14 protein-coding genes are annotated in these 21,394 nt (G+C 44.6%); 5 read left to right on the top strand and 9 right to left on the bottom strand.

Features of this window, described 5'->3' with window-relative positions; translation table 11 throughout:
* Window positions 1-207: 207 nt before the first annotated feature.
* A complete protein-coding gene (locus tag HFV01_RS13140; protein ID WP_006625629.1) occupies window positions 208-2,088 on the bottom strand; it encodes an alpha/beta hydrolase in 1,881 nt (626 codons plus the stop codon).
* Between the two features lie 461 nt (window positions 2,089-2,549).
* On the opposite strand from HFV01_RS13140, the gene HFV01_RS13135 reads away from it, so the two are divergent.
* Window positions 2,550-3,434: a hypothetical protein gene (locus HFV01_RS13135; RefSeq protein ID WP_048895070.1), complete on the top strand. Its 885-nt coding sequence runs from the start codon at window positions 2,550-2,552 to the stop codon at window positions 3,432-3,434.
* Between the two features lie 24 nt (window positions 3,435-3,458).
* Here HFV01_RS13135 and HFV01_RS13130 read toward each other — a convergent pair whose 3' ends face one another.
* The 4 genes from HFV01_RS13130 to HFV01_RS13115 form a co-directional block, all read right to left on the bottom strand.
* Window positions 3,459-4,469 (bottom strand): patatin-like phospholipase family protein, encoded by a 1,011-nt coding sequence (locus HFV01_RS13130; protein ID WP_006670420.1) that lies wholly within the window; start codon window positions 4,467-4,469, stop codon window positions 3,459-3,461.
* 30 nt (window positions 4,470-4,499) lie between these two features.
* The gene (locus tag HFV01_RS13125) at window positions 4,500-5,132 is read right to left on the bottom strand and encodes an HAD-IB family phosphatase (protein WP_006625625.1); all 633 of its coding nucleotides are present in this window, start codon (window positions 5,130-5,132) and stop codon (window positions 4,500-4,502) included.
* Window positions 5,133-5,658: 526 nt separating this feature from the next.
* On the bottom strand, window positions 5,659-5,889 hold the full coding sequence (locus HFV01_RS13120) for a hypothetical protein (protein WP_046319685.1): 231 nt from the start codon (window positions 5,887-5,889) through the stop codon (window positions 5,659-5,661).
* A gap of 395 nt (window positions 5,890-6,284) precedes the next feature.
* Window positions 6,285-7,367 carry a metallophosphoesterase family protein gene (locus HFV01_RS13115; RefSeq protein ID WP_006625622.1) on the bottom strand — a complete coding sequence of 361 codons (1,083 nt, stop codon included), beginning with the start codon at window positions 7,365-7,367 and terminating at the stop codon, window positions 6,285-6,287.
* A gap of 74 nt (window positions 7,368-7,441) precedes the next feature.
* Between HFV01_RS13115 and HFV01_RS13110 the strand changes: the two genes are divergently transcribed.
* Complete coding sequence (locus HFV01_RS13110; RefSeq protein ID WP_193521178.1) at window positions 7,442-8,887, top strand: YcjF family protein; 1,446 nt, start codon at window positions 7,442-7,444, stop codon at window positions 8,885-8,887.
* A gap of 149 nt (window positions 8,888-9,036) precedes the next feature.
* On the opposite strand, the gene HFV01_RS13105 is transcribed toward HFV01_RS13110, so the two are convergent.
* Both HFV01_RS13105 and HFV01_RS13100 read right to left on the bottom strand, forming a co-directional pair.
* Window positions 9,037-11,556, bottom strand: coding sequence for a glycogen/starch/alpha-glucan phosphorylase (locus HFV01_RS13105; RefSeq protein WP_193521177.1), 2,520 nt, complete (start codon window positions 11,554-11,556; stop codon window positions 9,037-9,039).
* Window positions 11,557-11,742: 186 nt separating this feature from the next.
* Window positions 11,743-12,222, bottom strand: coding sequence for an ankyrin repeat domain-containing protein (locus HFV01_RS13100; protein WP_006670571.1), 480 nt, complete (start codon window positions 12,220-12,222; stop codon window positions 11,743-11,745).
* A 254-nt stretch (window positions 12,223-12,476) separates the two neighbouring features.
* On the opposite strand from HFV01_RS13100, the gene HFV01_RS13095 reads away from it, so the two are divergent.
* On the top strand, window positions 12,477-13,331 hold the full coding sequence (locus HFV01_RS13095) for a methyltransferase domain-containing protein (RefSeq protein WP_006625616.1): 855 nt from the start codon (window positions 12,477-12,479) through the stop codon (window positions 13,329-13,331).
* Between the two features lie 11 nt (window positions 13,332-13,342).
* Here the strand turns inward: HFV01_RS13095 and HFV01_RS13090 are convergent, their stop codons facing one another.
* Both HFV01_RS13090 and ltrA read right to left on the bottom strand, forming a co-directional pair.
* Entirely contained in the window at window positions 13,343-15,778 is a 2,436-nt protein-coding gene (locus tag HFV01_RS13090) for a DUF1565 domain-containing protein (RefSeq protein WP_006625615.1), read from the bottom strand.
* A gap of 226 nt (window positions 15,779-16,004) precedes the next feature.
* Window positions 16,005-17,816, bottom strand: a complete 1,812-nt coding sequence (ltrA, locus tag HFV01_RS13085) for a group II intron reverse transcriptase/maturase (protein ID WP_193521176.1) — start codon at window positions 17,814-17,816, stop codon at window positions 16,005-16,007.
* A 766-nt stretch (window positions 17,817-18,582) separates the two neighbouring features.
* Here ltrA and HFV01_RS13080 point away from each other — a divergent pair.
* Window positions 18,583-19,848: an inorganic phosphate transporter gene (locus tag HFV01_RS13080; protein WP_193521281.1), complete on the top strand. Its 1,266-nt coding sequence runs from the start codon at window positions 18,583-18,585 to the stop codon at window positions 19,846-19,848.
* A 126-nt stretch (window positions 19,849-19,974) separates the two neighbouring features.
* The gene (locus HFV01_RS13075; protein WP_006625609.1) at window positions 19,975-21,165 is read left to right on the top strand and encodes a ferrochelatase; all 1,191 of its coding nucleotides are present in this window, start codon (window positions 19,975-19,977) and stop codon (window positions 21,163-21,165) included.
* The last annotated feature ends 229 nt before the right edge of the window (window positions 21,166-21,394 follow it).

Below are 21,394 nucleotides of genomic sequence, written 5' to 3'. Positions count from 1 at the left end.
GAATAATTTTAATCGCGACAGGATAGGGGTTGTAGCCTTTATTTTTGCATATAGACAGGGTAAGCCCTTGGGATCCATTTCTTTTAGGATACCACAACCCCTATAATCTCGTCAACTTTTGGCGAGCAATTGGCAATTAAATTGTATTAATTCTTAACATTCTTGAGAAAATCAAATCTATCTCACCGGAGAAATTAGCAAAACCTATTAAACATTGGGCTTAGAAAAGGGTTGACTGGGACGAAAACGAATAGGAGTATTTTCAATGAGTTGGTAAATGGTGGCTAAAGTATCTGACCGAGAGAGTTCATAGCGGGTAATCAGAAATTGTATAATCTCAAAACTGGGAGTATCAACCCAGTAATAGGCGCCGTGAACATCAATTTTATTAGCAAAGTATAAGAGGGCATTTACTAAATCTATGGGTAAAGCCGTCCCGGCGTTTAACTTCCATTTAACGCCATTGATCTTAGACATTTGGGAACAGTCGAAGTAGTTAAACTTTTCAAACAAATCATAAGCGGAGGTAGGTTCAACGGCAGCCTGAGAATTGACCATAATCCGAATAAATGGTCGATATTCCTCTTGGTCATCATGTGTTTTAACTGTTTTTAGGTAAACATTTCCCAAGCGTAAGCCAGACATAGCGACGCTGGGTTCACTAAACCAATTACCCAAAACAGAAAGGTAACGCAGGACGAGATCGCGATCGCTAGAAAACAAATAAATTTCCCGACAGCGGAGAATAGCGGATCGCACATAATTATTGCGTCCCTCCCGCAAAAATTCTAAGGGGATATCTGGAGCAGATAAAATCAAGCGGTCAAGGCGCAAGTATTCCCCCATATCATTGCCTTGTTGAACTAAGCGATCCTCTTTCCCAAAGCGATCGGATAGAATTCGCAGAACATTAACCACCAATAGGCAGCCCATGCTATGACCAATCAGATTAACGTTCAAGGTAGGGAGGGGGGATAATCGCGGTTGTTCCCCCGGTAAAAAAGGCATAGAAGCATAGGGATTATCTCCCAGCGCCTTATCAAGTCGCCAGAAGAACTCTGCTAGGTCTGGTGCGCCGTAGTGAATAATGCGATAGCGATCGCGCTGATAGACGACAATCCGCAGCAACTGGAATAGGAATAGCCACAGAAGAAACACGCTAAAAGCCACCCACAGCCATTGGCTAATTAAACCAGCCAGAGCATCCCAGGTTATCCATTGCCACAGGGAATCAACAATCGGTTTAATTCCCCATATTGTCAACAGGGGGGCTATTAATAAGCCTAGGACAAAATATAACACAGAGCCGCCCCCAAAAGCTGCGAGAGCCAGACCTACGAGAAACTTTAAAGAAATCCCCCAATAGCGGAAAGGGTCAGTCCATAGACCGGGACTCAAAATCGGTCTTTCTCCCGGCCAGTGATAGCCGATATAGACACTTTTTTCTTCCAAGGTTCCCACCTGATTAATGGGTCCTTTGAGGGAAAGAGACTCCGCCTCATTCACAAAAGCGGGGTAGAACCTTTCTGGGGGGGTGGCATAGCCGTGGGTACGGAGGGTAATGCGATTAAAATTCGCCAAGCGCATCATCTGACCTAGTTCAGCGATATTGAACAGGGGACGAAAGCGATCGCGACTGGGTAATTGGCGGTCAACATTTAGGGAACTCGGGGCGGTGCTGACCACTAAAAAAATATTGCTATGGTAGCGATCGGCATAAACTTCAAAGTTGCGACTGATCGCCTGAGTAAATTCTCGATTATGCCAACTATTGAGAGTGCGGATCACATAATCCTCATTTACCTGAGTCTCAAAGCCTGGGTATTCCAGGAGGTTACAAGACGATCGCAACACCGAGGCGATCTCTGCTTCGGAAGTGTAACCCCCATAGGTCGGCAGTCCCTCCACAGTCCCGGGTTTGGTATTGGGGGGATATGGGTAGCCAAGCTGGACAATGCGAGCTTTCGTCCAAGCGTCTGAAAACGGAGCGGTATTCCGAACAATTGATTCTAACCATCGGCGATCGTTTTCCAAGGTATCGCGATGCCAATAGAAGGGTAGGGTTTGGTAGCTGCGCTCAGTTCCCATATTGATTATCTATGAGTTATTGGGAGTTATATTATCAAACCGCAATTTAGCATTTTTGGCAATATCCCGCCGTCACCAACCCCTGGGTCTGTTTCTTCCCTAAGACATAAATTTTATCGGTTCCCAAAAACTAATGCGATCGGCTAGAAGCCTTAAATAATAGGAAAATTTCCACACTTAACATCAGGGATCAAGGAAACTTAGCCTTTCAATAACTCAAAACAGGTGATATATTATGAAGGCTTTTTGAGTCTGTTGTGGTGTTCAGAGCCTATCCTAAGCCTATTTCCCTTAGATGATAACCACCATCATAGCCACTCAATTCACTATAAACGGGGATAAAAACCATGTAAAACAATTGAACATTTGATTGTGCATCTTGTCAATATTGAAGGCTCCATAGATTATGAAAAGCCTCAAGTTGTCAGCTTCATAAATTTAGGAATTTTTGATTTTTAGTTATGGCGAAAAATCGTGCTGTTTTCAAGCATAAACTTCCATCAGGTAAATACATCAACACCCACCGTTATCATCAGCTAAATTCTCGTCAAAAAAGGCGGATTAATTACCGAATCAATTATTACCCCACCGTGACAGGAATTACTTGGTTTCTGGTAGGTTTTTTGGGATTTTTGGCTATCTACTCAGCCAAAATTAAAATCGAAAAAGATGTCGTTTCTTTGGTTAATTCACAGTCCAATAAAATCGACAAAAAGCTTCAAGCGACTAAGTTTCAGCAGATTAGTCACCGTTGGCTACTCGGTCATTCCTCTGGTGTTCATGTTCCCTTGAATACCCTATTTGCAGATTTAAACAGTCTCGGTGCTTTATCAATTTGTGCCGCCGAAGGAAACTGCGAGACCAATGGAAGACGAACTTCTCTAATTGCCGGTCATTTTGACCCAGCTACTGGCATCCTAAATAAAGGTTTTTGCAGTAACCACGGACGGGGTGGAACCCTACAGGAGGCTAACCAATGGTGTCTACAACACCTCAGATCACGGTCCTTTGTGATTGAACAGCAATTTAGGGAAGTCGGAATTAATCCTAACTCACATTTAGAAGGATTTATCAATGCGATAGATTTATGGAATCAGAGTCCCTATTTCGGCGCAAAATTTCCTCAGTTATACGCTTCTGAACTACGCGGAAGAAAAAAGGGAACTGACGCTATCCTCTCAGCCAGAGTCAACTCATTTAAAATCAATGGCAGTTATGAGCAGACAACTTTGGCTCATCCTCCTATTTGTCCATATTCCATAGATGCTAAGTCCTGTGTCAGACATGATCAGTCAAGACGCATGAATGCTATCTCTGGAGTGATGGAACATTTAGGCTTAAAATAGAGGCAATTAAGAGCAATCCCTCCATTACCTTAGCAATAAATCAACAATTGCATCTAATTCCTCACTATAGTCCTCAGCCAATTGCTGACCGACACGACGAATAGCCTGCAAATTTTCGTCAGATGACTTATCTATGGGTAGCATATTTTTATCCGTCAGGGTTGTATTTATTCTCAGATACTGTTGAGGACTTCTAGTAGCATCATAAATTTGCCTCATTTGATAATCTACGGTTTCCGCCACCCCGGTCATAATAATATCAAACAGGGGAAGTAACCATTGAAACTGACCCCAATTTCTAGCCTGTTCATAAGGATATCCCTTTTTCACGTCCCCAGTTCCCAAAGATAAAATTACCATATCTTTAGCGGTGGGATTATCTGGGAGTTTGCTACGAGCTTCCGCATAAGCACACAAGGTTGGATTATTGGCGAACACTCCCCCATCAACACAGGTATACATTTCATCACCTAAAGACCTAATTGCGGCTACCTTGAAAAAAGTCGGAGCGGCTGAGGTGGCGCGAATTACGTCTCTTACATAATAGTCTTTACTAGGACTGACTACCGCATCATGTTGAGTAAAAAAGTGGGTTTTTCTCCGAGAAATTTCATAGGAGCAAATTAAGGATGGTTTTAATAACTCGCTTAACTTTAAGTCCCCAAAAAAGTTTTGCATCATTAACTCGAATTTCTCATGGGAGTATTTTTCGTTTAACAGTCCCCAAAAGTTTTTGATGGCGTGGCTACAAGGTTGGTAAAAGATATTACGACTATTTTGGTAAAAAAAGTTCCTGGCTTCTTCCGCAGAGCATCGGGGTTTAGTGGGGTCTTGTAGGTCGGGAGATAGGTAAAGACAAGTCATAATTCCCCCGGCGCTTGTCCCAGCAAATAAATCAAAATACTCGACGAGTCTAGCTTGAGGATTGCCAGTTTTTTCCTGAATTTTATGCTCGACACTTACCAAAATTTCGGCGGGTATTAATCCTCGCAAGCCACCACCGTCAATAGAGAGAACTCTGGTAAACTCTGCCATTTGTCAAACTCCTGTTAATTATGGGATTCATTAAGCATTCCAGATTTCTCGGAGACGATCGCGAATATCTAAGAAATCTGTCCAAGCTATATAGGGCTTTTTCTGCTTATCTAAATACTCAGATAAGCGATCGCGCGCAAATACCACCGGAGCAGCGATCGCCATATTTAAGTCCGTTACCGAATCCCCGATCGCAATTTTCGGGTCACCTTTATATAACTCCATTACCCGCACTTTTGCTAGTAATTCTGTGTCCCCTTCAAACTCTGAATATACCCGCAAATTCGGTCCGTCCGTCTCCACATCCACCGCATAAATCCCCGCGACCCGATTAACTAATTCTCCTAATACTGTTTCTACCATAATCCGAATCCCCCCCGATACTACCACCAACGGCACTCCTTGGCTATCCAGAAAGTCTATTAATTCCACCAGTCCAGGACGCATTTCTTTAGTTTTTGAAAACTCGATAATCTCTCCATAAGCCCTCGAGGGTATTGATTCTAGCATCCTTCGCACCCCTGAACGTAAGCTGATCTCATGGGTGTATAGTTTCGGGATAATCTCCTCTGCTGCCTCCGGTGCGAATTGCTTTAGCATCGCCACAAAGGTCTCCTCTGCTGTAATTGTCCCGTCAAAGTCACAGAAAACAACTGGTTTCATTAATTACCCTTCACCAAAAACAAAAGCATCCTAAAGTTTACCTATCAAACTGGCATCCTGGCACTATGCACATTTTTGCTATTTTGTCAACCCCTGCCTCTGGGGCTTAAAACAATATTCGTGTCTCGCCAGCAAATTTCACTCAGGCGATCGCCCACTGCTTACCTCATATTAAATACGGCAATATAGCTGTTTCAGGTTATTTCCTGGTAGCCACAGATACTCAATAACTGCTTTTACCCACACGAAGACTAACTTTAACCTATAGACTCTACTCTATCATCCTGTTCAAGGGCTGTCAAGTGGCGTATTTTCGTGGCTAGTTGGGGCAAGAATGATAATCATTTTCACTCCATAAATTCACCAAGGTTTTGTTATTTGTATCTAACCAATCGCCAACAATAACCAAGACTTATATAAATTTCCTGGGGGTAGCTTATAGTCAAAGTTGCCATTTTCCGATCACGATAGTATCAAGTCAAATGCTGTCCCTTGACAGTCTCGCGCAGTCAAACCGGACAGTTTTTCAATCCATAGAAGATACCGATGTAGCTTTTAATATCAATAACTGACGACGAATTTTCTGGGTGTAAGCATCAAACTCATCAAGTTCTGAGGTAGTAATTATAATCCCTTTTTGAGACAACCTTTGCAGTCTATCCTGGCGTATATAGCCGGACAATTTGAAGTCAGGGTGCTTTCCGTAACCGAACCCAGAAGATACTGGTAAGTGATGTGTATGAGCTTTGGTGGTCATAGTCGAGGGCTTTCGAGTTAATCATCAACAAAGTAAGCAGTAAGTCTTTAGGCTTATTCCCAAATCTATTCTTCTTTTATACAAACAAGCCATCATATTTGAGTAGGGTATGTGACCATCTATTGACCCATGGGGGGGAGTCAACAGCAACTCAAATTCAAATTTATTTAACAATCAAGCCTAAATCTATAGCGCGCCGAAGAAGGTAGGCAGGAAAATCGATACTTGACCATTGTTCATTCAATCTATCCCCTTTGTGTCTACCCTCTAGCCTCTAACTTATAACCTCTCTCTCATTTTGTCATGAATACACGATCGCCTATTGCTATAGATTGAGACTCCCTTGTAGTCGGTGAGCATAGAATACCCACATTCCCATATTCTGATGACATTGCCTATAACAGTAAAATTGTCTGATTATCGATCGCCTCACTGGCAGTAAACCCCTCAAAATACTGTCGCGGTTGGGGGGGGAAGTCAGGAAAATCAAACCTGGCATCACCGCCAGCAATATCCGCCCAAAAATAGCGCAGACGGGGGGCCAACTCCTCGGCTTCTAATTGGGAAAGACCTAGGGGATGCCCCATTAATAACCTCATCATAAACGGAAAGGAGCGATCGCCCATCCATTCCCTAGAAATACTTGCTAAGTCAGGAAAATCGGGAACTGAGACAATGCGGTGCGACTCAATTTCCAGCTTCTGTTGACCCTGATCATCCCTGGAAAAATCGAGGATACGGTAGGGGTGAGGATAACTAACCAAAGAACCGGTAGTGATATCATAAACTCCCCGCCATTGAGCAATATCCTGTACATGGAGATGACCTGTAAAAACTAACTTAACTCCCCCCTCTTCCAGAACCTCCAACAATTGGGGAGCATTCGACAACATATAACGCCGACCTAGGGGGTTAGTAGACTGTCCGGGTAGGTGTTCAATGATATTGTGGTGAATCATCACTAACACCAATTCATCGGTGGATTTAGCCAAAACACCTTTCAGCCAATCTAGCTGCTTTTCGTCCACATATCCGATCTGATTTCCCTGTTCATCAAACCAATTGGAATTGAGACCAATTAAGCGCACTCCCGAGGTTAATTCGCAGGTGTAGTACAGACAACTCCTGTCTTGATAACCGCAGTGGGGATAGTATTCGGGAAACTCGGATAAACCAATTAGGGACCCTTCCCCTACGGCTAAAGGTACATCATGGTTTCCAGGAACTACATAAGCTGGATAGGGTAGGTTTTTTAGGCGATCGCTTAACCAAGCGTGATTGTCCCGTTCCCCGTGTTGGGTGAGATCTCCCGGTAGCAGCAGAAAGTCTATATCCAGCTTTTCCAGATGTTTAAAGACCTGTTCTAGCGCCGGAATGCTAACTTCCACTAAATGAAAGCGTTGAGGATGATCCCAAATGGTCTCAGGAAGGGCAATATGTAAGTCGCTGGCGATCGCAAATCGAAATTTTAGAACCATAATCTAATACTTTATCATGCAGAACTCTCAGTTTTGATCTAAACTAGAAGCAGGGTTATGGCAAATTAACGGATATGGTTGATTACTTGCGTCGTCCCATCTTAGTTGGTGGTATTGGGTTATCTGTGGTTCTCTGGCTGTGGGATACAGTGGGTGAGTCGGCGGTGGAATTGGGAGAAACAGCAATTTTTGGGGCGATCGCTTTAGGCGGTGGTCTCTGGTGGCTACAGCGAAAACTTCCTCAGTCCGACCAGAACACGAAAAATTCCCCCCCTATTAGTCGGGAAGTGACCCAAGCGGCTATTGAGGAAACGGAAACCTTAATTGATCAGTTAGCTACTCAAGCGGAAACTATCCGGGTGGGAAATGAACTCTCACCGACTCTGGCTGATTGGCGAAAGCAAGTGGCTGACTTACACACAGCTATTGATAGACAAGATTTATACCTGGCTATTACCGGGAAACCACAAGTTGGGAAAACTTCCTTAAAAACAGTTTTAGAAACCACTACCTGGACTCAGAAACATTTAACTATTACGGAAGTTGACCCGGACTCCTCGGATCATTTGCTAACCGCTGATTTAGTTGTCTTTTTGGTAGATGGTGATCTGACTGAACCTGAATATAAAACCCTTGGGAATTTGTGCGATCGCCAACGCACCCTATTGGTTTGGAATAAACAAGACCAATGTCCTTTGGAACATCAGGTAGTCGTTTTAGAAAAACTGCGCCAAACCATGGCTAACCAATTGGCGGCGACTGATATCATTGGTATTTCCGCTTCTCCGAGTCCCATTAAGGTCCGCCAATACCAGGATGAAAATTCCGTTCAAGAATGGATGGAAACACCATTACCGCAAATGGAAACACTTACCGAAAATCTCGATCGCCTTTTGACCGAGACAGGTGAGGCTTTAGTTGTGGCCACCACCTACCGAAAAGCGATCGCACTTCAGCAGACCGTTAAAACCCATTTAAACACAATTCGCCGCCAGCAAGCCATCCCCACCATAGAACAATATCAATGGGTCGCTGCTGCTGCTGCTTTTGCTAACCCAGTCCCCGCCTTAGACCTTCTCGCCACCGCTGCCATTACTTCTCAGTTAGTGCTAGACTTAGGGAAAGTCTACGGTTGCCAATTTTCCCTCGAACAAGCACAGCAACTCGCTAAAACTCTCGGTTCCCAAATGGTAAAACTAGGCTTGGTCGAGTTATCCACCAAAACCTTAACAACCCTCCTCAAAACTAACACCGTCACCTATGTGGCTGGGGGAGTTATTCAAGGTGTCACGGCGGCTTATCTAACTCGCATTGCTGGCTTGAGTTTAGTTGAGTATTTCCAAACCTGCGAAACCGGAAACAACTTTTCCTTAAATATCGAGTCCTTCTCAAATACCCTCAAGTCCGTATTCCAAAATAACCAGCAGTTGTCAACATTACAGAGTTTTGTCGGACAGGCTACTAGCCATATTATCTCACCCAGGGAAGTTTCCCCAACTAGCCCTTTATCTGCGAAGTGATAACAGCGGCGGCGGGTCGATTAAACCAAGTCCCAAAAGGGAAGTTAAGTCTACCCGCCAAAAACCGCCTATATATCGAAGCAATCAAGAAAGGGGAAGGTTAATCAAAATTTCCCTTCCTCCCACCCCCATAATATCATGATTAACCCTCAACTGTCAACTCTTAACGCCGTCTGTGGTTGGACATAATCAGCGAGTTGAATGGAAACTGGCGAAGAATGCCAGATCTGATCGCAGTATTCTCGGATAGCGCGGTCAGAAGAGAATTTACCACAACGCGCGGTATTGAGAATGGACATTTTCAACCAACGATCGCGATCGCACCAAACCCGAGAAATGCTATCCTGGCAGTCAAGATAGGATTGGTAGTCAGCAAATAGCATATACTGGTCTTGGTGTAGCAGGGAATCAATCAGAGGCTGAAATAGGGTGCTGTCTTCATCAGCAAAATGACCAGACCCAATCAGATCGATAATCTCCTTGAGTTGAGAATTGCCATAATAATAATCCCAGGGATTATAACCCTCAGCCTTGCGCTGGTAAACCTCATCAGCAGTCAAGCCAAAGCGAAAGAAATTTTCTTGACCAACCTCTTGGCAGATCTCAATATTAGCAGCATCCCAAGTTCCTATGGTCAAAGCACCATTAAGGCAGAACTTCATGTTACCAGTCCCAGAGACTTCCTTACCAGCAGTAGAAATCTGTTCAGAGAGATCTGCAGGCGGATAGAGGATTTGGCTATTAGTAACATTATAGTCTGGAAGGAACACAACTTTCAAGCGATCGCCCACATCTGGATCATGGTTAATCACCTCAGCCACGGAGTGAATCAACTTAATCATTAATTTTGCCATAAAATACCCCGGAGCCGCCTTCCCGGCGAAAATAAACGTGCGAGGGGTAATATTTACAGTCGGGTCTTGCTTAATCCGGTGATAAAGAGTAACAATGTGCAGGATATTCAGATGCTGTCGCTTGTATTCATGAATAGGCTTCACCTGAACATCAAACAGAGACTCTGGGTTAACCGTCACCCCCAAACGCTGTTGAATATGACCAGCCAGAGAACGTTTTAGATCTAGTTTAACCTGTCCCCAACGATAGCGAAAATCCCCATCGTCTGCGAAGCCTTCTAACTGGCGCAAATCATCTAAATGGGTAATCCAATGTTCCCCAATTTTTTCAGAAATCAACTTAGTCATACCCGGGTTATTTTGGACTAACCAACGTCGTGGCGTTACCCCATTAGTTTTATTGCTGAACTTGTGGGGGAACAATTCATAAAAATCTCCCAGAGTATCTTTAGTCAACAATTCCGTATGTAATTCGGCTACCCCATTAATAGAGTGACTCCCCAAACAAGCCAGGTTAGCCATTCTTATATAACGTTCTCCCGTTTCATCAATTAATGAAAGTCTGGCAATTTTATGACCATCACGACCATTACTATTACGGACTTCTTCTAAAAAGCGGCGGTTAATCTCATAGATAATTTCTAGGTGTCGGGGAAGTAGACGACCCAACAAATTTACTGGCCACTTTTCTAGGGCTTCTGGTAGTAAAGTGTGGTTGGTGTAAGAGAAAGTTTGTTGAGTGATTTCCCAAGCATCATGCCACTGGATATCATGTTCATCCATTAATAACCGCATCAATTCTACTATAGCAATAGCCGGGTGAGTATCATTGAGTTGAACCGCAAATTTATCCGGGAAGGTTTCCAGGTTACCACCGGATTTTAGATGCCAGCGAATCATGTCCTGTAAAGCACAGGAAGCCAAGAAAAATTGCTGTTCTAAACGCAGTTGTCTTCCGGGTATATGTTCATCATTAGGATAGAGAACTTTGGTGATATTTTCAGATACCACTTTTTGATCAACCGCGCCGTAATAGTCTCCCAGATTAAATGCTTGGAAATTGAAAGACTCTGGCGCTTCTGCTTTCCACAGGCGCAGGGTGTTCACAGTATTGACTTTATAGCCACTAATAGGAGTGTCGTAGGGGATACCTTTAACTACTTGGTGAGGAACCCAAGTGGCTTGATAGTTGCCTTCTTCATCGGTGTAGCCTTCCGTATAGCCACCAAATTTGACCTCGACTGCGGACTCGGGACGGACGATTTCCCAAGGGTTGCCTTTTTGTAGCCATTTGTCAGTTATTTCTACCTGCCAACCATCTCGGATTTGCTGTTTAAAGGTCCCAAATTCATAGCGAATACCATAACCTATAGCGGGAATTTCTAAGGTGGATAGGGAGTCCATATAGCAGGCGGCGAGACGACCTAAACTGCCATTTCCTAGACCGGGTTCTGGTTCTTGTTCCGCCAATTTTTGCAGGTCTAAACCTGACTCTTCTACGGCTTGTCGAACTTGGTCATAAATTCCCAGGTTGATTAGATGATTGACTAAGTGGGGACCCACCATAAATTCTGAGGATAGGCAAGAGACTACTTTGGTATTATCTGATAGCTGGGTGACGGTGCGAACTGTATTTAACCATCTTGGTAAAAGGCGATCGCGCACCGTGTAAGCTAGGGCTAAATAAAAGTCATTTAAGGTGGCAATTTCTGTATATTTTCCGGTGATATAAAACAGGTTATCTGCTAAGGAATGCCGCAGATTTTCAATACTAACCTGTTGTTGATTGTCGTTATCTGATGAAGTGTCTTTCATAGTTTTTACCAGTTAAATAAGTTGTGAAAATCCAGGATTTGCGAATAATTAATTTCTGCAAAAAATTCCCTATTTACAAGTTGTTAAAATTGGGATTTTTACACCTGGCTTGTATGAGATTAATCCGGATGCAATGGGAGATTTTACACCCGGGAATTATCGTCAATTTGTGCTGGGAAGTATCAGCTAATTATGAGCGTCTCGCCATTTCTTAATCACCGCTACAACTTCTGGATGATTCTCAGAAGATGCCCAAATTAAAGCCGTCCAATTGTTGTTATCCTTAACCCGAAAATTTGCACCCTTATTCAGTAACATCTCAACCATCTGCACATGACCCCTACCAGCGGCTGCCATGAATGCTGTTAAGCCAAAATCGGTCTGAGCATCAATTTCAGCCCCAGCTTGTAGTAAACTTTCAGCTATGGTTAAATGGCCCTGTGCCGCCGCCTCCATCAGCGGAGTCCAGCCATCATTATCTCCCAGGTTAACATCAGCCCCAGCCTCTATGAGATTTTGGGCGATCGCCTCTAGTCCCTGTCCTACTGCTGTCAGCATGGCGGTTGTACCATCATCACCCACAGCATTGATATCTTTTTCCGCAGCTATTAAAGCTGATAATTCCTCAATATTGCCTGTTTTGATGGCTTGAATTAACTCGGTCATAGTCGCTTTACCCTTCTTGCCCTGATGTTATTATCTCATAACCTTAGATTTTGGGAAACTACCAAAAAGCGACTTCTTAATTAATGTTTGATTTGGCTAAAAAATGGGCTATTGTATGAGTTCAATGTACGCTATGATAGCACTAAAATCATGCGATCGCAACCCCCAGACCAGACTGGGGACTGAGACATATAGCATAACAAGTCCGTAGTGCTACCATTGACCCTAATTGATTGTCCATTAGAAAAGCAGCCATGAAATCCACTCTCAATCAACAGATTCAACAGTTTTATGATGCCTCCTCCGCCCTGTGGGAAGAAATTTGGGGGGAACATATGCACCATGGCTACTACGGACCGGAAGGGAATCGGAAAACGGAAAGACGACAGGCGCAAATTGACCTGATCGAAGAATTGCTAAAGTGGGGACTTGATGAGGGAACTCAAACGACTAAGATTTTAGACGTAGGTTGTGGCATTGGGGGGAGTAGTCTTTATTTAGCCGAAAAGTTTAACGCCAGAGTCACAGGCATCACTCTCAGCCCGGTACAAGCCCAACGAGCAGGCGATCGCGCCGCCGAAGCTAGATTAAGTGAAAATGTGAATTTCCAGGTTGCCAACGCCCTAGAAATGCCCTTTGAGGACGAATCCTTTGACCTGGTGTGGTCTCTGGAAAGTGGGGAACATATGCCCAACAAAATCCAATTTTTGCAAGAATGCCACCGAGTCCTCAAACCCGGTGGCACGTTTTTAATGGCTACTTGGTGTCATCGCCCCCTAGGGGGAGAGCAAGGACAACTAACAGACGCAGAACGTCGCCACCTCGCCCAAATTTACCAAGTTTATGCCCTACCCTATATAATCTCATTGCCAGAATATCAAGCGATCGCTACTCGGGTAGGGTTTAATGACATTGACACCGCCGACTGGTCAAAAGCGGTCGCCCCCTTCTGGAATCTAGTCATTGATTCCGCCTTTGACCCCGCAGCCATTTTCGGTTTACTCACCAGCGGACCTTCAACCATCAGAGCGGCATTATCCCTCGGATTAATGAGTCAAGGATATGAACAGGGTTTAATTCGGTTTGGACTACTGCGGGGGACTAAATAATCTAGCCTTGACTAGACAATGTAAGGAGAGTTGATCGCCTCAGCGCGCCCAGTGGCTACCAGAGTTTGATAGAGAATTGCCGAAATTTCCGCACGGGTAATATCCCGTTGAGGAGCGAGGGTAGTCCGAGTTGGATAGTTAACAATAATCCTTCGTTCTGTGGCAGTAGCGATCGCATCTGTAGCATAACTAGGAATCTGACCGCGATCGGTGTAACCATTCAAAGAATTAGGATTACCACCAGTCAACTTGAGACCATTAATCAATGATACCACCGCCTGAGCCCGGTTCAAATTCTCATTAGGTCGGAAAGTGCGATCGGGGAAACCCGCCAAAAATCCCGCCCGGTTGGCTTGTTCAATAGCCATTTTCCCCCAGAAATCAATAGCCACATCCCTAAATGCAGTCGCCTGCTGAATAGGAGCCATATCAAACGCCTTCGCCAGCAAAGCCGCGTGTTGCGCGCGAGTTAAATTCTCATTAGGTCGGAAAGTACCATCAGGGAAGCCACTGATAATATTCATATCAGTCAAGCGCACAATAAACTCTCGCGCCCAATGTCCGGTAATATCACTAAAGCGATCGCTTCCCGGAGGTGGAGTCGGAGTCGGAGTCGGACTGGGACTCGGACTCGGACTGGGACTCGGACTCGGACTGGGACTGGGACTGGGACTCGGACTGGGACTGGGACTGGGAGTCACATTAGCACTAAAATCAATATTTCCCTTCGTGTTAGTGGGGTTAATCTGATTTCCTACAGACACCAAAGTAAACTTCCCAGCATTCTGGACATCATACTTACCATTATTGCGGAAAATATTACCCCCCGCATCTTGAGGGCTACCCAAATCTGGAAAAGCATCTGCAATGACAGTCAAACCATCCTGAAGATTATTCTCAATCAGATTTTTCCGCAACACAGGCTTAGAACTACCCGAAAGTACAAGACCAGTGCGGTTGTTATAAATATGGTTGTCGCTAATCAGCGGAGCCGCAGAGGCTTGAACAGCGATCGCAAATCCAGTATCCTGTAGCTTGTTTCCGCGAATTTCTCCCTTAGCATTTCCCGCCAAAGCGATACCATTACCAGCATTTTTTTCAAAGTGGCTAGTCAAAATCTGAGGGATAGCAGTTCCGGTGACAAAAACCCCCTCCCGCTTGGAGTTAAAAAACCGACAATTAGCCACCACACAATAAACCGACTCGATCCAAACAGCAGTGCCGCGAATTTCCTCATTAGTCACACTCACACCGCGCAGGGTCGAGTTATTTTCCATGACAATAGTTACATTTTGTCCCGCCGCACTAGGACTAGCAAATCGACCACTTCCAGTAATTTGAGTCCCATTACCTTGGCTAGACTCATTACCGATCAACGTGACACCAGAGATCACATACAACGGGAAAGTCTCCCCTGTAGCTGCCGTATAAGTTCCCGGAGCCACTTGTACCACAGTTCCCGCCGTCGCCTGTTGTAAGCCACGGGTGATAGTTTTGAAAGGAGCAGAAGCCGTACCCGCCGCCGAATCATTACCTGTAGATCCGTTAACATGGATAGTAGTGGGTGAGGAAGTCGGAGCGCTCTGAGCCACCACATTGATATTACCCTGAACTCGGCCAGCACTGAGCAAATTACCAAAAGAGGCGATCGCCACTGAGCCAGCATGATTAATATCAAACCCGCCATTATTGCGAATCATATTACCACCCGATTCGCTGGCGCTACCCAAATCAGGAGCCGCATTATTAGTAATTACAACACCATCGCCAGTGTTGCGCTCAATCAAATTACGTCGTAGAATAGGGCGAGAGTTACCAGCAATTAGGAGACCCGAGCGATTTTCAAAAAGCGTGTTATCACTAATGCGGGTCTGAACTTCACCCTTAACCGAAATACCATAGCCCGTATTTTGGAAGGAATTGTTGCGTACTTCCCCTTGAACATTACCCTCCAGCGAGAGGCCATAGCCTTCATTTTCCACAAAGGCATTACTGAGGATATTAGGATAGCCATTACCCGTAGCGTAAATTCCCTCGCGCCGACAGCGGGTAAATGTGCAGTGTACAATATTAGGCGAGGTAGACTCGACCCAAACTCCCGTACCCCTCACTTGGTTATTAGTTACTGTCACCCCCCGCAGTTCAGCGTTAGTAGCCATCACGATAGTAACTTCTTGGCCGCCTGTACTAGGGCTACTATGGCGACCACTACCTTCAATCAAAATCCCGCTTCCGGTTCCCGATTCATTTCCCACCACAGTGACCCCGCTAGGAATCATAATTGGGAACTGTTCCCCAGTAGCGCTATTATAGGTTCCAGTTTCTAATTGAATGAAAGTTCCTGATTCAACTTTAGCGCAGGCTGCCGTCAGAGTTTTGTAGGGAGATGATTGGCTCCCGTCGCCCTGATCGTTGCCAGTAGATGGATTAACGTAAACTGTTGCCATAATTCTATTGTTGTTGGTGTTGCCAATTTCTGCAATATTTTCGGTAGCTGTTAAACCGCCTAGTTGATGGCACTTGCCACCAGTAACGTGGCGGATTTAGCGGTAGTGGGGGTTCTGTCTGACCCACAATCGGGAAACCATCGCGCACCATTAGGGGTCGAGAATGGAGTCGCCTCCATTCCCTCCCATTCAGAACCGTGCGTGAAAGTTTCCCTTCACACGGCTCCTAGTCTGACTGTTCCATTGTTAAGGATACAGCTTTGGCGTTGTTTAACGCCGTTTTATCATCGTGACAGTGGCGGTGTAATAGTTGAAGATTCTTATATTCATCCTTTCCACCTTGGCTTCGAGGTATAATGTGGTCAACTTCAACTAAATCCGATGGTGCGAAATACTGTCCACACCAGGTACACCTCCCCTTTTGCTTCTTGAGTAGTTTGGCTACTCTAATTGGCGTATCAATTGCTTGTCCTTTCCTGGTTGCCCAGTAAGTCCAATTTCCGTCGTATGGTGTTGCTTCCGGGCGTATTAGGGTATGTCTGACAATTGGAGTCCAGTTATGTTTCCATAATTGAATTCCATCCTTAGTCTTGAATAACCAAGTTTCATGTCTTTCTTTTCCGTTGCTAAGTTTAACCGTTCCTTTGTGGAAGTAGTTTCCTAGCTTTTCGTAACTTGCCTTTCCGCATCTTGATGATGTCCATGCCCGTAACATTAACCAAATTATGTGGTCTAGTTTAACGAAGGTCTCAGATGAGACGACTCCTGAATAGTAGTTTGACCATCCCCTTATGATTGGGTTTAGTCTGCTAATCAGGGCTGATTGAGGTGCTGTTTTATGTTGTTCAATTACACCTTTTATCACTTCTGTATGGGCTTTAATTGCCTTTTTGTTGGGTTTGATATGAGTTTTGAGTCCCAACATTTTGTGAGGGTTTTTATTAAATAGGAAGCCTCCTTTTCTTCTTCCCCCACTTTTTCCAGATTTATATTTTCCTACTGGATATTGCCTGATATTGAATCCTAGAAAGTCAAATCCTGGTTCTTCTGTTTTGCCGTTATACTCAATGGGATTGAGCGTATGGCAAATTCGAGTCTTTTCAGGTTTTATTTCTAGTCCTACAGGTTTTAGCCATTCGGAAATGGCAATTTTGCACTGTTCAATGATTCTTAGGTCTTTGGATATGACCACAAAATCATCGGCGTATCTTATGAGGTTTACCTGAAAGGTTGTTCCTTTATTTGGATACATTGTCTTTATGAACCTAACCATCCCATCCAGTGCGATGTTGGCTAGGAGTGGACTTATTACCCCTCCTTGGGGTGTCCCTGCTTCTGTATCCTCGAATACACCGTTATCTAGCACGCCTGCTTTGAGCCATGATTTCAGGTCTCTTTTTAGACTGCTTGGACAATGAATTTTGGACAGAAGGTAATCATGGTTTATTCGGTCAAAACATTTAGCTATATCTGCATCCAGAACGTAATAACCTCCTTTGTTGATACTCTGAAAGATTCTGGATATTGCATCATGGGCAGACCTTCCAGGTCTGAATCCATAGCTAGTGTCTTCAAATCTCGATTCCCATTCAGGTTCGAGAGCCGATTTAACCAAGGCTTGCCTTGCTCTATCTTGGATGGTGGGTATTCCCAGAGGGCGTTTTTCATCCCTTCCAGGTTTTGGAATCCACTCCCGTCGCAGTGGTTTTGCTTTGAGATTTCCTTTGATGTTCTCAACAATTTCAAACCTTTGCCTTGGTGAGATTGCTCTCATTCCATCGACACCGGCTGTTTTCTTGCCTTGATTATCTTGGGTCACTCGCCGCATTGCTAAGAGTCGGGCATAATATGATTTCACCAGTAGACGTTGCAACCTTCGTGCCTTTGCGTTCTGTCCCGATTTAGCTGCTTGATATATCCTCTTTTGGAGCTTGAAAACTTTTCTCTGAGCTTTTGCCCAGGGAATTTGTTTCCATGCATTCGTAGTCTTGATTAGCTTTGATTTCTCAAAACCTTTCTTTAAACTCGCATTCGCCATAGTAACTCCTACTAGACTCTATTCTTTACAATCAAACCGTGACCCGTTAGCATATCCCTACCATTACAGTTGGGCGTTGGCTTTTGGTCACATCTCACCCCCTAATAGGCTTGCGCTTACACTTTCACTACTGATTATCTCGACCAGATACTCAGAGCCTAAAAGGGGTTAAAACGTTCCGTTTATATGGGCATTCCATCTTTAGACTTGTCCTGTCCACCGGGGTACTTTAAAGGTCTGTGTAGGTGTTGTTGTAATTACCCTACTTTTCCCCTTATTCTTTTGAACGCAGCGTGTCAACCTATTTCGCTACTTATTAATGACGATGGTTCAAGTCGGAGCATTCAGATTTCCTTAGTCATGGATGGTTGGCAGTGGTCATATTATTGGAACTAGGTTTCCCTCATGCCTTCCGTTCCCCGCTTCAATCCCAGGGTTGTGAATCCTAAAATTGGGGGTGGCTATCGCCGTTACTCTCAACGCAATTGTTAAGGAATCATTAAGATTTCCGGTTTTGCGTTTTGACCTTGAGTTCCCTGCCTTGTTTGGTATATTTTTTTATACCAAACGTTGGGACATATAAACAGTTATGGGATGGTCAGGATACGAGTTCCTTATATTCCACCAAGGGGTGAAAGTCCCACTAGGAGGTTATTTCAGGCATTGCAGCCTTATTTGACTCCTAAACGTCTCGCACGACATCATTAATATAACAAACACTCTCCCTAGTTATCCGGTTAATTTCATCTGAATTTCATCTTTGCTAATGGAAATTTCCCCCATCAACTTAATTCCCCTGTGGTTCGTCTGTCTGTTAGCTTTTTATGTGGCTTGCACCCTCGGAGCCAATGATGTGGCTAACTCTATGGGGACTTCTGTAGGGTCAAAGGCGATTACTCTCCGACAAGCTATTATCATCGCTGGGGTTCTGGAATTTTTTGGGGCGGTATTATTCGGGGGTAGGGTTTCGGAAACTTTGGCTACTGGGGTAGTCAAGCCGGAAGAATTTATCCGATCGCCTCAATTGTTCCAATTGGGTATGATAGCGGTATTAGTCTCGACCGGGTTATGGCTACAAATTGCTACCCGTAAGGGTTTACCCGTCGCCTCTTCCCATGCTGTGGTCGGTGCTATTTCGGGATTTAGTGCTGTGGCTGTAGGATGGACTGCTGTAGCCTGGAAAACTGTAGGTTTGATTTCTCTGGCTTGGTTAATTACCCCCCTCATTAGTGCGGCGATCGCTGCCTTACTCTACAGTCTCATTAAATACTGGATTTTGGAACACCCACACCCACAACAACAAATTCTCGAATGGACCCCCTGGCTCAGTTGTGCCATGATTGCAGTGTTTGGCACTTTAGTAGTCCCAGAAATTAGTCAACCCCTCGCCTCTTGGATGAAAAGCCAATGGGGTCTTAATTTTCCTACCCATGATTTGACTATTGCGATCGCTGGTCTCGCTGTAGTTGGCCTTACCTGGTTTAGTTGGCAACCTACTTTTAGATCCGGTGATAGCAAGTCCTCCATTGAAAAAAAACTCGCTCAGTTTCAGGTTTTCAGTGCTTGCTTTGTTGCTTTTGCTCATGGGTCTAATGATGTTGGTAACACTGTCGCACCCCTTGCCATTATTGTCTATATCCGACAAACCGCTTCTGTCCCCCTCGGAGAGTTTCATATCCCCCTCTGGGTATTAGTTATTGGCGGCGCTGGTATTGCTACAGGTCTGGCGGTTTGGGGTCAAAAAGTGATCTCCACTGTCGGCGAAAATATTATCACTTTAACCCCTAGTGCCGGATTTTCGGCTGAACTGGCCACCGCCACCACTGTATTAATTGCTTCTAACTTAGGGATACCTGTTTCTACCTCCCATGCGTTAGTTGGCGGTGTCGTCGGGGTGGGAATTGTTCAAGGCTGGAAGTCTATTAAATTTGGGACTGTAGGTAATATCGCCTTGGCTTGGTTAATTACAGTCCCCACCGCTGCATTTTTGGCCGCTACAGGGTTTCTACTCCTGCGATATTTCATCGGGTAGCTTTAGCTATGGTAGCCCCCCACCTCCCCCACCTCCCCATAGTTATCAATATTTTGTCCCCCTCCCCCCCTAGGGGATGTTAAACTATGGGGAAATAGCTCATTGGTGAGATCAGAGGATAAAGACGTGGTGACAACTCCTGAGAAAATTACAAATCCTAGCACCCAATTAAGCGATCGCCCTAAATCAGATCGGGTAGCCGTTTTATTGATGGGTTATGGAGAAGTAGAAAGCTATGAAGACTTTGCCAATTATAATGAACAGGCTTTAAATCTGTTAACCGCCAAATTCGCCCCTGTTCCCACTTGGATTTATCCGCCTCTGGCGCGGATTTTGGCAATCTTTGACCTCCATGAATGGAGTCATCAGCATGGCAATTTCATTTCTCCCCATAATGCCATTTTTGAGAAACAACGCGCCGGAATTGAAGCACATTTACAACAAAAATGGGGCGATCGCATCCAAGTATTTAAAGCCTTTAATTTCTGCGCCCCCTTCCTACCAGAAACCGTTTTAGGTCAAATTAAAAGTGAAGGATTCGACAAAATCCTGATTTATCCACTGTTAGTAGTTGATTCAATTTTTACCAGTGGTATAGCTGTAGAACAGGTGAATAATGCCCTGGCAAAATTAGCCGATACCAACAGCCATTGGGTGACAGGTCAGCGTTATATCCCCTCCTTTTACAATCAGCCTGAATACATTGATTTAATGGCGGAATTAGTGCAGGCAAAAATTGAGGAAGAATTGGCGATCGCACATTTACCCTCCCAAACTGGCATCGTATTAATGAATCATGGATGCCCCCATAAAGCCAAGGGTTTTACATCAGGAATTGATGAAAGTCAAGCCTTATATGAAAAAGTCCGGGAAAAACTCATCAACCGTTATCCCTTAATTTCTGTAGGCTGGCTAAACCATGATACCCCCCTGATTGACTGGACTCAACCGAACGCACAACTAGCCGCCCATAATCTGATAGAATTAGGAGCAACGGCTATTGTCTTCATGCCCATAGGGTTTGCTACCGAAAACCACGAAACCCTATTAGATGTAGAACACATTATCGAGGCATTGCGGCGGCGACATCCCCAAGTAAGATATATTCAGATGGCTTGTGTCAATGACCATCCCCAATTCCTGGAGATGGCTGCTAATTGGGCAGATCCTCAGATTGAGGCATTGTTAAGCCAAACCGCATTATCTATTAATCCTAGCCTGGCAGTACAATCAGATCCAGGTCATCATAGCCATAGCCATCATCATCATAGCCATAGCCATAGCCATAGCCATGATCATGATCATCACCACCATTAAAACCTAGGGGCGGGTTCTCCAATTATCCCCTATGTCTACCAGATTATTCGTCAGCACCCCCGGCTGAAGCACGGGGGCTTCGTGCCCCCGCTTTCAGGTAGCTGACCAGCTTAAGCCTTAACTGGCTACGTTCAGAGCAAGAGTTAAAGTTCCTACCCTGGAATGCGTGCTAGTTCCAGGCTCATGAACCAAATCGTTAAACAGTCCTAAGGGGTTAAGACAGTGCGAT

It is taken from the genome of Limnospira fusiformis SAG 85.79 (assembly GCF_012516315.1).
GTDB lineage: Bacteria > Cyanobacteriota > Cyanobacteriia > Cyanobacteriales > Microcoleaceae > Limnospira > Limnospira fusiformis.
This window is presented reverse-complemented; position numbering and strand designations above follow the sequence as displayed.

Excerpts from the sequence above, each read along its gene's own strand:
- HFV01_RS13140 (WP_006625629.1), bottom strand. The coding sequence starts at position 2,088 with ATGGGAACTGAGCGCAGCTACCAAACCCTACCCTTCTATTGGCATCGC.
- HFV01_RS13135 (WP_048895070.1), top strand. The coding sequence starts at position 2,550 with ATGGCGAAAAATCGTGCTGTTTTCAAGCATAAACTTCCATCAGGTAAA.
- HFV01_RS13130 (WP_006670420.1), bottom strand. The coding sequence starts at position 4,469 with ATGGCAGAGTTTACCAGAGTTCTCTCTATTGACGGTGGTGGCTTGCGA.
- HFV01_RS13125 (WP_006625625.1), bottom strand. The coding sequence starts at position 5,132 with ATGAAACCAGTTGTTTTCTGTGACTTTGACGGGACAATTACAGCAGAG.
- HFV01_RS13120 (WP_046319685.1), bottom strand. The coding sequence starts at position 5,889 with ATGACCACCAAAGCTCATACACATCACTTACCAGTATCTTCTGGGTTC.
- HFV01_RS13115 (WP_006625622.1), bottom strand. The coding sequence starts at position 7,367 with ATGGTTCTAAAATTTCGATTTGCGATCGCCAGCGACTTACATATTGCC.
- HFV01_RS13110 (WP_193521178.1), top strand. The coding sequence starts at position 7,442 with ATGGTTGATTACTTGCGTCGTCCCATCTTAGTTGGTGGTATTGGGTTA.
- HFV01_RS13105 (WP_193521177.1), bottom strand. The coding sequence starts at position 11,556 with ATGAAAGACACTTCATCAGATAACGACAATCAACAACAGGTTAGTATT.
- HFV01_RS13100 (WP_006670571.1), bottom strand. The coding sequence starts at position 12,222 with ATGACCGAGTTAATTCAAGCCATCAAAACAGGCAATATTGAGGAATTA.
- HFV01_RS13095 (WP_006625616.1), top strand. The coding sequence starts at position 12,477 with ATGAAATCCACTCTCAATCAACAGATTCAACAGTTTTATGATGCCTCC.
- HFV01_RS13090 (WP_006625615.1), bottom strand. The coding sequence starts at position 15,778 with ATGGCAACAGTTTACGTTAATCCATCTACTGGCAACGATCAGGGCGAC.
- ltrA (WP_193521176.1), bottom strand. The coding sequence starts at position 17,816 with ATGGCGAATGCGAGTTTAAAGAAAGGTTTTGAGAAATCAAAGCTAATC.
- HFV01_RS13080 (WP_193521281.1), top strand. The coding sequence starts at position 18,583 with ATGGAAATTTCCCCCATCAACTTAATTCCCCTGTGGTTCGTCTGTCTG.